12 protein-coding genes are annotated in these 12,403 nt (G+C 64.8%); 4 read left to right on the top strand and 8 right to left on the bottom strand.

Going from position 1 to position 12,403, the window contains the following annotated elements; all coding sequences use genetic code 11:
- Positions 1-59: 59 nt before the first annotated feature.
- The 4 genes from flgM (at position 60) to PQR42_RS20365 (ending at position 1,857) form a co-directional block, all read left to right on the top strand.
- On the top strand, positions 60-413 hold the full coding sequence (gene flgM, locus PQR42_RS20380; protein WP_408262381.1) for a flagellar biosynthesis anti-sigma factor FlgM: 354 nt from the start codon (positions 60-62) through the stop codon (positions 411-413).
- A gap of 94 nt (positions 414-507) precedes the next feature.
- Positions 508-954, top strand: coding sequence for a flagella synthesis protein FlgN (locus PQR42_RS20375; RefSeq protein WP_408207186.1), 447 nt, complete (start codon positions 508-510; stop codon positions 952-954).
- 313 nt (positions 955-1,267) lie between these two features.
- Positions 1,268-1,450 carry a type II toxin-antitoxin system HicA family toxin gene (locus PQR42_RS20370; RefSeq protein WP_408207184.1) on the top strand — a complete coding sequence of 61 codons (183 nt, stop codon included), beginning with the start codon at positions 1,268-1,270 and terminating at the stop codon, positions 1,448-1,450.
- Positions 1,447-1,857, top strand: a complete 411-nt coding sequence (locus PQR42_RS20365; protein ID WP_408207182.1) for a type II toxin-antitoxin system HicB family antitoxin — start codon at positions 1,447-1,449, stop codon at positions 1,855-1,857. Before PQR42_RS20370 ends, PQR42_RS20365 begins: the two co-directional genes overlap by 4 nt.
- A gap of 70 nt (positions 1,858-1,927) precedes the next feature.
- Here PQR42_RS20365 and PQR42_RS20360 read toward each other — a convergent pair whose 3' ends face one another.
- The 8 genes from PQR42_RS20360 to cheZ form a co-directional block, all read right to left on the bottom strand.
- Positions 1,928-2,662: an RNA polymerase sigma factor FliA gene (locus PQR42_RS20360; protein WP_012434714.1), complete on the bottom strand. Its 735-nt coding sequence runs from the start codon at positions 2,660-2,662 to the stop codon at positions 1,928-1,930.
- A gap of 27 nt (positions 2,663-2,689) precedes the next feature.
- Positions 2,690-3,559 (bottom strand): nucleotide-binding protein, encoded by an 870-nt coding sequence (locus PQR42_RS20355; RefSeq protein ID WP_408207180.1) that lies wholly within the window; start codon positions 3,557-3,559, stop codon positions 2,690-2,692.
- Positions 3,552-5,516 (bottom strand): flagellar biosynthesis GTPase FlhF, encoded by a 1,965-nt coding sequence (flhF, locus tag PQR42_RS20350; protein ID WP_408384002.1) that lies wholly within the window; start codon positions 5,514-5,516, stop codon positions 3,552-3,554. Before flhF ends, PQR42_RS20355 begins: the two co-directional genes overlap by 8 nt.
- Positions 5,517-5,844: 328 nt before the next feature.
- On the bottom strand, positions 5,845-7,947 hold the full coding sequence (flhA, locus tag PQR42_RS20345) for a flagellar biosynthesis protein FlhA (protein WP_408384000.1): 2,103 nt from the start codon (positions 7,945-7,947) through the stop codon (positions 5,845-5,847).
- The gene (gene flhB / locus PQR42_RS20340) at positions 7,944-9,167 is read right to left on the bottom strand and encodes a flagellar biosynthesis protein FlhB (protein ID WP_408383998.1); all 1,224 of its coding nucleotides are present in this window, start codon (positions 9,165-9,167) and stop codon (positions 7,944-7,946) included. The genes flhA and flhB overlap by 4 nt, the downstream gene beginning before the upstream one ends.
- A 391-nt stretch (positions 9,168-9,558) precedes the next feature.
- Positions 9,559-10,848, bottom strand: coding sequence for a DUF3443 domain-containing protein (locus PQR42_RS20335; RefSeq protein WP_408383996.1), 1,290 nt, complete (start codon positions 10,846-10,848; stop codon positions 9,559-9,561).
- A gap of 15 nt (positions 10,849-10,863) precedes the next feature.
- The gene (locus PQR42_RS20330; RefSeq protein WP_408207170.1) at positions 10,864-11,403 is read right to left on the bottom strand and encodes a DUF2844 domain-containing protein; all 540 of its coding nucleotides are present in this window, start codon (positions 11,401-11,403) and stop codon (positions 10,864-10,866) included.
- Between the two features lie 289 nt (positions 11,404-11,692).
- On the bottom strand, positions 11,693-12,403 hold the full coding sequence (gene cheZ, locus PQR42_RS20325) for a protein phosphatase CheZ (RefSeq protein ID WP_408207168.1): 711 nt from the start codon (positions 12,401-12,403) through the stop codon (positions 11,693-11,695).

The following is a 12,403-nucleotide window of genomic DNA, read 5'->3' as shown; positions in this document are numbered from 1 at the left end:
CGCTAAAGTTTTGATCAGCGGTAGCCGTTATAAGGATCAAATCGTTCAGGAAGCCAATCGTGAAAGTCGATTCCACAACCAATTCGAATCTGCCGACGTTGAAAGACGCCCTGTCCCGTTCGCAACAAAGCGACGCGACGACCGCGAACGGCAATGCGCAGAATGCGGGCACGGCCTCGCAGACCACCACCAGCGGTTCGGGCGACGCCAGCGTCAGCCTGTCGGGTCTGTCGCAGCATCTGCGCAGCCTCGCGGCATCCGGCTCGGCCGATATCGACACGGCGCACGTCGAGTCGATCAAGCAGGCCATCAAGGACGGCTCGCTGAAGATCGATTCCGGCAAGATCGCCGACGGCGTGCTGAACACCGCACGCGAACTGTTGCAAAGCAAAACCTCGTCGACCGGCAACTGATCGACGCATCGAAGTACGGTGAAGTGCCGGGCGGCGTTCGACAAACCCGGCTCGCGGATCACGCGCGAGCCGTCGTGTTCAGCGAGTTGTTGAGATGAAAGACGCCCTGCTTGCCACCCTCATCGAAGAATATTCGGCCGTCGAGGCATTTGCCTCGATTCTGACGCTCGAGACCAAGGCGTTGACTGCCTTGTCCCCGCTGGAATTGCTGCCGCCGATCGTCGAGAAGAAAACCGAACTGATCGGCGAGCTCGCCAAGCTCGAAGCCACGCGCGACGGGCTGCTCGCCGAGCTAGGCTTTCCGGCCGGCTGGCCCGGCATGGAGCTCGCGGCCAGCACCGACGCACGCGTCGCCGAGCAGTGGTCGCTGCTGCAGAAAGCCGCCGAACGCGCGCGGCGCTGCAATACCAGCAACGGTGAACTGATCCGCGTGCGGATGGACTACAACCAGCGAGCGCTCACGGCGCTGCAGGTAGCCGTGCCGCAGAAGGTCGGTTTTTATGGTCCGGATGGCCGGATTCCGGCGCGTCCCGCCGTGTAAAGATTTTCACTGGAGCTACGCGGCCTGACGCGCGGGTCTGCTTTACATTAATGAATTGAAAAGGGTTCGTCTTTTGACGAGCCCTTTTTGCTTTTCAGGCCTGCCACTCCGAAGTGGAGCTCACTCCTTCTCCCACACACGTTAGCCATCCGGCCAGGTGGCGCGGATTCGTCTGCCGCGTTGAAATCACGACTTCCTCTTACTGAGTCGCTCCGCCGTCCCGAGCTTTTTCAAGACTCTCCGGACGAGCATCAACGGAGTGCTATCCACTAGCGAGGTTGTGTAATCGTGTGTATGATTCGAGGGGTGCAATATGAAAAGTGCCGAGGTCGTCAAACTCATTCGAGCGGCTGGTTGGGAACTGATCCGCATATCGGGCAGCCACCATCATTTCCGTCACGCGGCAAGAGCCGGTCTCGTGACCATCCCGCATCCGAAGAAAGACCTTCCGCCCGGCACATTGAACAGCATCTTGAAACAGGCGGGACTGAAATGAAAAACCTGACTTTTCCGATCGCGATTGAACCGGGCAATGCGGATCAAGCGTTCGGCGTGATCGTGCCCGACATCCCGGGTTGTTATGCAGCAGGCGATACGCTGGAAGAAGCCTACGCGAACGCGAAGGCAGCCATCGAGGCGCATCTGGATCTGCTGCTCGACGAAGGCTTGCCGATTCCCGCGCGACTCACGCTGGAAGAGCATCGGCGGAATCCCGACTACGCGGGTTTCACGTGGGGACTTGTCGCCACCCGGAATATTCCCGCCTTGAAGAAGGCGGTGCGTATCAATATCTCGTTGCCCGAGGCGCTGGTCCAGGAAATCGACACGTACGCCCAGGCGCGCGGCATGTCGCGCTCGGCCTTTCTGGCGCTGGCCGCGGAACATGAAATGGCCGATGCGTGAAGCGGGCGGAGGTTCAGCGCCGCCGCTAAAACGGCGGTTCGCTCGCGCGTTGAAACCCTGAACCCGCGCTTCAGGTCGCCTCGGCGTTCGCCCAGGCCATCTCACGCAAGCGCGTGCGCAAACGGGCCACGGCCTGGCTGTGCAACTGGCACACTCGCGATTCGCTGACTTCCATCACCGCGCCGATTTCGCGCAGGTTCATGCCACGTTCGTAGTACAGCGACATCAGCAGCTTCTCGCGATCCGGCAGGCGGTCGATCGCCTCTACCAGCGCCGAGCGCAGGCTGTCGTCGAGCAGCGCCGACAGCGGGTCCGAGTGATCGACGCAATAGCGGTCGAGGAACGGCTCGTCGTCCGCCGAACGGTCGAAGTCTTCGTAATAGATCAACTGGCTGCCGTGCAGATCCTGCAGCATCGACTGATACTCGTCGAGCGGCATTTGCAGGTGCTCGGCAATCTCCGTTTCGCTCGCCGAGCGGCCCAGATTCTGCTCCACCTTGTGCACCGCCGTTTCCACTTCACGCGAGGTGCGCCGCAAGCTGCGCGGCAACCAGTCGTTGCTGCGCAACTCGTCGAGCATCGCGCCGCGAATCCGCTGGCTGGCGTAGGTCTCGAACTGCGCGCCCTGGTCTTCCTTGTAGCGGCCTGCCGCGTCCAGCAGTCCGATCATGCCGGCCTGGATCAGATCGTCGAGATCGACGCTCGCCGGCATCTTGGCGACGAGCTGCAAGCCGAGGCGACGCACAAGCGGTGCGTACTTCGTCAGAACTTCGGCTTGGGAAATCTTTCCCTGAGCGTTGTACATCGTGCTCCCCTTGTCCTTGTGCCGCCTCTAGGCGTGCTGCGCAGACGGTTGGTCGGCGTGTTGCGCCGCTGTAACTGTCGCAGGCGCCATCCATGGCGTTTGCGACGACATCGCTGGCCGCATCGGCCAGTACTGCAATTCGGCGGCGAGATGCCGGAAGTCGCGCGCAGCCGGTGTCGATGGAAACGCATCGACGACACAACGCGACAACTCCAGGGCTCGCGCCATCCGCGCATCGGCGGCAATACAACCGGCGTCTTCCAGCGCCACCGTCAGGTAGCGCCCGGCCACGCCGGCCAGGTTTGCAAACGCGGTATGCGCGTCGTTCACGCTCTGCACGTGGTTCACCAGCACGCGGAACTGCGCGATGGCGTGCCCGTAGTGCAGGCGCTTCATGCACGCGTACGCGTCGGTGATCGCCTGCGCGGCCATGCGCGTGACGATCATCACGTCGTGCGCCTGCATCGCGAGCGGTGACAGGTGGCCTTGCGGATCGAGTTGCGCGTCGATCAGCACGACGTCGGCGGAACCGCGCAACACCACGCCGAACTCCGCGGCCGTATGGCCTTCCCGGTTCGGACGCGAGGCGGCCAGCACCGAGAAGCCGAGCGCGTGCCGCGCGGCGGCGTCGTCGAGCGTCATCTCGCCGCGCATCACGGCGGCGAAATTGCCGGCGCCGCGCACGCCGCCGAGCATCGCGCTCACCGACTTCTCGCCGAGGCATTCGTCGATCACCAGCACGTCTTTACCCTGCTGCGTCAGCGCCGCGGCAAGATTCACCACCGTCGTCGTCGAGCCGACGCCGGCCGAGCCGCTCGTCACCGCAATCACGCGCGAGCCGCTGCGAGCCAACATCCGCCGCAGTCCTTCTGCCTGATCGGAGATGAGCTTATCCAAAGCGGACCTCGTGCAATTCGGCCGTGGAACGCGCGGACAAAGCGGATAGCAAAGCCGGAATGTCGTCGTCGTGCGGCACGAATGGCGAGTTGTCGCGCGGTATGCAGAAGGCGCTCTTGATCAGGAATTTCCTCGTCGCGACGTACAGGTTCTCCGGCACCTTCTGGCCGGTCGATACGTAGTGCACCGGCAGCTTGTAGCGGATCACGGTATCGAGCACGCCGCCCAGATTGGTGGCTTCGTCGAGTTTGGTCAGAATGCAGCCGGCGAGCGGCTGTTGATCCGGCGCACGTTGATAGGCCTGCACGACTTCGTTGAGTGTGTCGCCGTGGCTGGTTGCGTTGAGCAGCAACAGGCGCTGCACCGGCTGACCGGCGTGGCACAGCATCGCGATCTGGTCGGAGACGAGGCGGTCGCGCTGGCTCATGCCGATCGTGTCGATCAGCACGATGTGCTTGTTGCGCAGTTCGGAGAGTGCGAGTTGCAGGTCGGCGCCGTCCTTCACCGCGTGCACCGACACGCCGAGAATCTTGCCGAAGATGCGCAGTTGTTCGTGGCCGCCGATCCGGTAGCTGTCGGTGGTGAGCAACGCGACCTTGCTGGCGCCGAAGCGCATCACGCAGCGAGCGGCGAGCTTGGCGGTGGTCGTCGTCTTGCCGACGCCCGTCGGACCCATCAGCGCGAACACGCCGCCGCGCTCCATCAGCGCGTCTTCGTCTTCCATCACCGGCAGGTTCGAATCGAGCACCGAGCGGACCCAATCCATGCCGCCTTCCATGTTCTCGACGTCGTCCGGCAGGTTGTCGACCATCATCTGCACGAGCTGCGCGGAGAAACCGGCCGCGAACAGATGCTTGGTGAGCGAGGCGCGCACCGGGTTGCGGCGCTGGCGCTCGCCCCACAGCAGGCCGGCGAAGTGTTCTTCCATCATCCCGCGCATCGACGACAGTTCGCTCATCACGGTGTCGTTGACGACCTGCTCCATGCGCGCCTTGATCGCTTCGGCGACCGAAGCGGGCGTGCGGGCGTCGTCGTTCGAGGACGGCGGCGGTGCGTTTTTCTGCGCGGCGCGGCGCGCGGCGGCTTGCGCGCCTTCGCGCGCCCAGTCGGGCGTGTCGACAGCTTGCGGCGCGGGGGTCTTGCCCGGTTCGACGGCGGCGCCGAGGCCCTTGGCCATCGCGGCGGCCGGTGTCATCGCGGCGGGGCGCGCGCTATAAGCGCCTGCCTGCTGCTGTTCGGCGGCGATGCGGCGCGCGTGGTCGATCAACCACGGATTCGATTCGGCCATCGTGCGCGGCGTTTGCGCGTCGGCGCTCGGCGCGGCAGGCACGCCGGCCGCCTTGAGCAGATCGGCGCGGATGTCTTCGGTGAGGCGCGAGGCTGCGGCACGAGCGCTCGGTTGCTCGAGGGTGATCGGTTGCGACGGCAACGCAGCGGCTGTCTTGACCGGTGCCGCTGCCTTCACCGGCGCGGCGGGCAGCGCTTTGGGCGTGCCTGGCAATGCGGCCTTCGGCGCGTTCGCGGCCGGCTTCATGATGGCGGCCGGTGCGTCGCTCGCGTCATCGTCGGCGTGATTCAGATTGGCGTTGGAAGCGTTGTTGCCCGAATTCTCCGCGCCCGCTTCCGGGCTTGCGCCGAACACCGACGAGAACACATCGGGCATGCCGCTCGCATACGGATTCGCCTGCATCGGCGCTGCAGCCGGCATGGCGCGGGGTGCGGCCAACGCGGCTTGTCCAGTCATGGCATTCATCGATCCAGCCTGCGATGCGCCGGCGCCCGCGCGCGGAACCTTCGGCGTGATGGCGGCGAGGTCGCTGTCGGCCAGCGCGACGATCTCGACGCTACCGTCGTCCATCGTGCGATTGGACAGTACGACGGCGTCCGCGCCCAACGCTTCGCGCACGAGACGCAGCGCATCACGACTGGTAGCACCGACAAATTTACGAATGTTCAAGCTGGACCCCCGATGAGGTAAACGGACTAACGGACCGGCAACATACCGCTTCCCATTGAGATCATTATTGCGAAACCCGTCGAGTCACGATCGATGGATAAAGACCGTTAAACGTGGGCAATTCGGGCGATGGAAACGCGCTTCGATTCACACGCACGCGGGTTTGAAACACGCTCTGCGGCGGCGTCCAATGAAGCTTTCGCGGACGCAGCATGTACTCCGCCGTCCGCTTGCGACATGAAAAGTCAGGCGCCGAAATGAAAACCGGCGCTCGATGAGCGCCGGCAAGAGACATCGGCCGGAAGCGGGCCGCGGTGAGCTGGACGCGTCAGGCGTGCGCGCCGATCAGATTCACCACCTTGATATTGCGCGTGTCGGGCACTTCCGCATACGACAGCACCTTCAGCTGCGGCAAGCTGCGGCGCAGGAAACGCGCGAGCATCGGCCGCAACGCATGCTGCACCAGCAGCACAGGCGCGAGCCCGAGGTTCTGCTGACGCGTCATCGCCTTCTGGGTTTCGTTCAGCAGCGTGTGCGCGAGGCCCGGCTCGAGACCCGGATTGGAGCCGGTCGAGAGCGCCTGCGAGAGCACCCGCTCGAGATTCGAATCGAGGCCCATCACCTGCATGTCGCCGATGCCCGGGAACCACTGCTGCGTGATCGCGCGACCCAGCGCGAGGCGCACGGCGGCGGTGAGATCGTGCGCATCGGTGATCTTCGGCGTGTGTTCCGAGAGCGCTTCGAGAATCGTGCGCATGTCGCGGATCGGCACGCCTTCTTCCAGCAGGTTTTGCAGCACCTTTTGCAGCGTGGTGAGCGGCAACGACTTCGGCACCAGATCGTCGACCAGCGACGGCGTATCCTTCTGCATCCGCTCGAGCAGCGCCTGCACTTCGCGACGGCCGAGCAGTTCCGACGCGTGCGTGACCACGAGGTGATTCAGGTGCGTCGCCACCACGGTGCTCGAATCGACCACCGTGTAGCCATACACCTGCGCCTGTTCGCGCAGGTTCGTATCGATCCAGATGGCCGGCAAGCCGAAGGCGGGATCCTGCGTCGGCGTGCCCGGCAACGCGGCGGAAACCTGACCTGGATTGATCGCCAGCCACTGGCCCGGATACGCTTCGCCGACGCCCACTTCGACGCCCTTGAGCGCGATGCGATAACCGTTCGGCCGCAATTCCAGGTTGTCGCGGATGTGAATGACCGGCGGCAGAAAGCCGATTTCCTGCGCGAACTTCTTGCGGATGCTCTTGATCCGCTTGAGCAGTTCACCGTCCGAGTTTTTGTCGACGAGCGGAATCAGCCGGTAGCCGACTTCGAGGCCGAGCGTGTCGATCATCGTCACGTCGTCCCAGCTCGCTTCGGTGTTTTCGACCGGCGCCATCGCGGCCGGCGCGACATCGACGAGCGCCGTGGTGTTCTTGCGGTCCTCGGCGCGCTTTTTCATCGTACGGCCGAGCTGGATCAGGCCGCCGCCGAGAATCAGAAACGCGAAGTGCGGCATGCCCGGGATCAGGCCCATCAATACGAGAATGCAACCGGTGATCACCAGCACGCGCGGATTCGTGAACAACTGACCGGTAAGCTGCGTGCCGATGTCCTCGTTGGTCGCGACGCGCGAGACGATCACACCGGCCGCCGTCGAAATCACCAGCGACGGAATCTGCGCGACGAGGCCGTCACCGATCGTCAGCAGCGTGTAGTTCTTGCCCGCGGACGCGAAGTCCATGCCGTGCTGGACCATCCCGACGATCAAGCCGCCGACGATGTTGATCACCATGATCAGCAAACCGGCGATCGCATCGCCGCGCACGAACTTGCTTGCGCCGTCCATGGAGCCGTAGAACTCGGCTTCCTGCGAAACTTCGGAGCGACGCTTGCGGGCCTGTTCTTCGTTGATGAGGCCGGCGTTCAGGTCGGCGTCGATCGCCATCTGCTTGCCGGGCATCGCATCGAGCGTGAAGCGCGCGGACACTTCCGCGATCCGCCCCGCGCCCTTGGTGATCACCATGAAGTTGATCACCATCAAAATGATGAAGACGACGATACCGACCGCGAAGTTGCCGCCCACGAGGAAGTGGCCGAACGACTCGATCACCTGGCCGGCCGCGTCGGGACCGGTGTGGCCTTCGAGCAGCACAACCCGCGTGGACGCCACGTTCAGCGAGAGGCGCAGCAAGGTCGAGAACAGCAGCACGCTCGGGAACGCGGCGAAATCGAGCGGCTTCATCGTGTACATGCTGACGAGCAGCACCATCACGGACAGCGCGATGTTGAAGGTGAACAGCAGATCCAGCAGGAACGGCGGCAACGGCAAAATCATCATGCCGAGGATCATGCAGATCAGCACCGGCCCGGCGAGGGCGCGCAAATTGGTGCTGCTCAAGGCATCCGGCCGTCGAGCGAGGAAACCGGCGCGAGCGTTCATGCGGAGGCTCCTGAAGCGTCGTCGTTATCTGGGTTAGTAGCGGGGTTGAGCGTGTCGGCGGCTTCCTGCTCGGCTTCATCGTCCGATACGCCGCCCTTGTCGAGTTCCGCGGGCACGTCGAGTTCGGTCGGTGCGAGCGGCACGTCGCCGCCTTCGGTCTTGAAGCGCCGCAACTGATACACCCACGCGAGCACTTCGGCGACCGCGCCATACAGCGGGCCCGGAATCTCGCGGTTCAGTTCGACGTTGTGATACAGCGCCCGCGCGAGCGGCGGCGCTTCCAGCAACGGCACGTTGTTTTCGGCAGCGATTTCGCGAATCCGCGCCGCCACGAGGTTCACGCCCTTGGCGACCACCTTCGGCGCGCGCATCTCGCCGTCGGTGTATTGCAGTGCCACGGCGAAGTGCGTCGGGTTGGTCACCACCACGTCGGCCTTCGGCACGTTGGTCATCATGCGGCGGCGGGCAATCGCGCGCTGCTGCTGGCGAATCCGGCCTTTGACGTGCGGATCGCCTTCGCTTTCGCGGTGTTCGCGCTTCACTTCTTCCTTCGTCATGCGCAGCTTCTTGTGGAATTGCCACAGTTGATACGGCACATCCATCGCGGCGACGACGAACATGCCCGCCACCGTCATGCCGCAGCACACGGCGATCAGATGCACGGTGTTGGCGAGCGCGAGATGCAGCGGCTGGGTCGCCAGCGCGAGAATCTCCTCGCGGCGATTCCAGATCGCCGTGCCGCCGATCACGCCCACCACCAGCGTCTTCGCGAGCGACATGCCGAGCTGGATCGGTCCGTTGATCGAGAACATCTTGCCGAGGCCGGCGATCGGATTGAGGCGGTTGAACTTCGGATCGAGGCCTTTCGCCGACAACTGCCAGCCGCCCAGCGCCATGGGCGCGAACAAGGCAGCCGCGCCGGTGAAACCGAGAATGGGCAGCAGCGCGTAGAACCCTTCGCGGCTCGCCACGCCCGCGCCGATCATCATGCGGCGGGTTTCGAACGCGCCGGCGTGATCGAACGTGAAGGCCGCGCGCAGCATGCTCTGCAAATGTTCGCCGATGCTGCCTGACATCCCCCACACGCCAAAGAACCCCGCCGCCAGCAGGGCAAACGTGGACAGCTCCCGCGAACGCACGATCTGCCCTTCCTCGCGCGCCTTCTGCAGGCGCCGGGGAGTGGCTGATTCGGTTTTTTCGAGGTCGCTATCCTCTGCCACAAAAGCTCTCCAGTCGGCTGAGGCACGGCGCCTCTTTCCAGTGAGAGCGATTATTCCCGCTCGACGCAAGCACCGATCGGCGGATAAAGGCGGAGAAAGGGGGGTATTTCGAGGGATGGAACAGCCGGGAAGCCGGCCGGTCGGGCTTGCTGGCGCCGCTGCGGTTCACGTGCTCGGCGCGTGAGGTGGGCGCGGACGCCGCGCAGCGTGCCCGCCGCGAGAGGCAAGCAGGTTCGGCACAGCGTGCCGGGCGCGGAAGCGCGAGGCGCGCAACGTGAGGCGGCGCCGGCCAAGGACGGACCGCACCCCGCGGCCACTATCGTCCAAGCCGGGCGCGCGCGCGTCTCGCGCGAGCGCCCGTCCAGCTTAAGGCTTCAATACGCCATTTCGATCAGAACGCCACGAAGGGCGCTTGACCGCCGCTCGCGGTCTGATCGATGCCGTAATACACGTGACGGCCGTAGAAGAACGGCAGCCCGAGATCGAAGCTGCTGTTGCCGCCGATCTGCCCTGCCAGGTCGTTGAACGCGTAGTTGCCACCGCTGTTGAACAACGTCGCCGCACTCAGGATGCCGATGCTGGCGCTCGCCTGGGTGTTGTTCAGCCCGACCAGCGTCAGCGTCCGCGTTTGCGCCGACGACGGGCAGTAAAAGCCCGCGAAGTTGCTGCCGCACTGCGCGAGGGAGCTGTCGCCGAAGAAGTAGGCGTTCGAGCCCGAATCGAGGAACGCCTGCACCGTCGAGCCGTTGAACACGCTGTTGTCCAGGTCGCCGAAGGCGTCGGTGGTAAAGCGCTGGACCCCCGTGAGCGCATTGTTCGACTGCGTGCCGACACCGAACACCAGTGTGCCGGTGGCCGACGACGCGCCGGTATTCGACACCGGCGGCATCTGCACGATCACGCCGTTGTTATCGACCGGGAAGAACGGGACCGGATTGGCCACCTGCTGCGCGAGCTGCACCGCCGTGCGGGCGCACGACACGCCGCCCGGACAGACGAAGTAATTGCTGAAGTTGGCCGCCGTCCCGGCATCCACGCAGGTCGCACCGCAATCGGTGGGCGACGTGCCAATGCCGAGAATGCCGTTGGCGCCGAGATCGCTGGCGGTGTTTTCGTCCGAGCCGTTGCCGCAGCTGTTCGTGGGCACCGTGCTCGAATCCTTGTCGCCGATGATCTGCATCGGAATCGCCGCCGTCGTTCTCTCGCCGCCGATCGCGATGGTCGCGGTGCGCACCGTGCCCCACGTGAAGCCATCCGCGAACGTCGCGCACTCGGCAAGCTGCGCGCCGCCGACGGTGCTGACCGGCAACGCATTGAGCAACGAGGCGTTGAAGGCCGAACTGACCACGCGCAGCCCGTACGAACCCGTATCGACCTGGATATTGTCAATAGTCTGACAATTCGAGGTCGAGCCGGGCGCGCACACCGTCACGCTGACCGTCGGGATATTGACGACGCCGTTCACGCCCCGGCCGACCGTGATGGGCACGGTGTTCGCCGCGTTCGCCGCGATCGGCTGCTGGGTCGGGCTGGGCGGCAGCGAACCGCCGTTCAGCGCGTTCGACGAATCGTTATTGGAACCGCCCCCGCCGCCGCATGCGACGATCGCCGACACCAACGCCAGGGCCGCGACGGCCTGCATCCAGCCCTTGAGCTTCACAGCAATATGCTTGGTTCGCATGTCTCGTCCTCGCTATTACTGGATGTCTGAACCGCTGACGCCGGCGGGCAGCGCCGGGGGCAGCCACGCCTGGCCATTGAACGCGCCCATGTGGCCGCCGGAGCGCACCACGAGGCCGCTCTGGTCGACCGAGACGGGGCCGTGGCCGCCGCCGCGCGCCGCGCGCACTGTCTTCACACCGGCCACGTACTGCGGGAAATAGCTGCCGAGCAGATCGTTCAGATCCGGCATTTGCGGGCCGCGCCATGCAATGCCGAAGACGGAGCCGTTCGCGGCGAGATATTCGCGGACCACGGTGCCGTTGCCCAGCGCCGTCTCACGCACGGTGTAGGACGTGGAAGTGGACGACGCGGCGTTGGACGCTGAGCGCATCACGCCCTGCGCCGCATTGGCGGCGCTGCTGCCGGGCTGGATGGTACGAGTTGAGACTGACGAGCCCGTGGGCGGCGTCATGGGGGCGCCGCCCAGTCCCGCGTGAGCGGACTGCACGGCGATGAGCGAACATGGCAAGGCAAGCGCCGTAACGATCCCGGCGCGGCGTACACGACTCCACATGACGAGGCTCCTCCCGAGCTGCTGCTCGATTCGCACGTTGTGCAAACCGGCTGCATGTATGCAGATCATACGGCACTGCTGCGGTTGCACTGCGGAGGGTTTTTCCCCATCGTGCCACCGACCGGCGTGTGTCTTCACCGGAGCGCCGTGCCGCTGCTTGAGCTCGTAGTATGCCTGTGGTTTGTGTCGGTAGACAGCAAGCCGGCGCGGGCGCGCGGCTTGCTATGCATACTGGTTCGGTCTGGCGCGGCCTTGGCGGGCCGCCGCGGGGTGCTATGACCCCGGCGGGTCAGAAGCCGAGGCTTGCCAGCAGATCGTCGACTTGCGACTGGTCCTGCACCACGTCCGTTTTGCCTTCCGGATTGATCTGCGGACCGTTCAGCAGATGTTCGGGGCTGCCGGTCGGCGAGACCTCGGCCGCCAGCGCCGCCGCGTTCGCCGCGAACTGCTCGCGCCGTTCGAGCGCGATGTTCTCGACCAGCACGCCGAGCAACTGCTGCTCGATCAGGTACACGACATCCGTGATCTTCTTGATGACCTGGCCGGTCAGATCCTGGAAGTCCTGCGCCAACATGATCTCCATCAGCTGCGAGTTGGTCGCGCTGGTCGCGTCGGGCACACCGCGCAGGAACGTCCGCGTGTCGTTCATCAACGCGCGCACTTCCTCGCGCTCGATCGGCGCCGCATACCACTGCTCCCAACGCGCGTCGAGTTCGCCCGCGTCTTTCTGCAGCTGCTCCTGGATCGGTTTGGCGACGTCGATCGCGGACAGGACGCGCTCGGCGGCCTGCTCCGTCATATTCGCGATGTACTTCAGGCGGTCGCGGGCATCGGGCACGGCTTCGGCCGCACGCTCGACATGCTTGTCGAGCCCGAGCTCGCGCATCGAGTCGCGCAGCGTGCGCGTCAGTTGTCCAATGCGGGCGAGGATGCGGTCGGACGCGAAGTCGCCGCTCTCGTTGACCGCGTCGGCGCCTTGCGCGTTGGTCGGCAGATTCAC

Source organism: Paraburkholderia sediminicola (genome assembly GCF_046027355.1).
Taxonomy (GTDB): domain Bacteria; phylum Pseudomonadota; class Gammaproteobacteria; order Burkholderiales; family Burkholderiaceae; genus Paraburkholderia; species Paraburkholderia sediminicola_B.
This window is presented reverse-complemented; position numbering and strand designations above follow the sequence as displayed.

Bases quoted from the DNA above. Each gene is read 5' to 3' on its own strand.
- PQR42_RS20375 (WP_408207186.1), top strand. From the start codon at position 508: ATGAAAGACGCCCTGCTTGCCACCCTCATCGAAGAATATTCGGCCGTC.
- PQR42_RS20370 (WP_408207184.1), top strand. From the start codon at position 1,268: ATGAAAAGTGCCGAGGTCGTCAAACTCATTCGAGCGGCTGGTTGGGAA.
- PQR42_RS20365 (WP_408207182.1), top strand. From the start codon at position 1,447: ATGAAAAACCTGACTTTTCCGATCGCGATTGAACCGGGCAATGCGGAT.
- PQR42_RS20360 (WP_012434714.1), bottom strand. From the start codon at position 2,662: ATGTACAACGCTCAGGGAAAGATTTCCCAAGCCGAAGTTCTGACGAAG.
- flhA (WP_408384000.1), bottom strand. From the start codon at position 7,947: ATGAACGCTCGCGCCGGTTTCCTCGCTCGACGGCCGGATGCCTTGAGC.
- PQR42_RS20335 (WP_408383996.1), bottom strand. From the start codon at position 10,848: ATGCGAACCAAGCATATTGCTGTGAAGCTCAAGGGCTGGATGCAGGCC.
- PQR42_RS20330 (WP_408207170.1), bottom strand. From the start codon at position 11,403: ATGTGGAGTCGTGTACGCCGCGCCGGGATCGTTACGGCGCTTGCCTTG.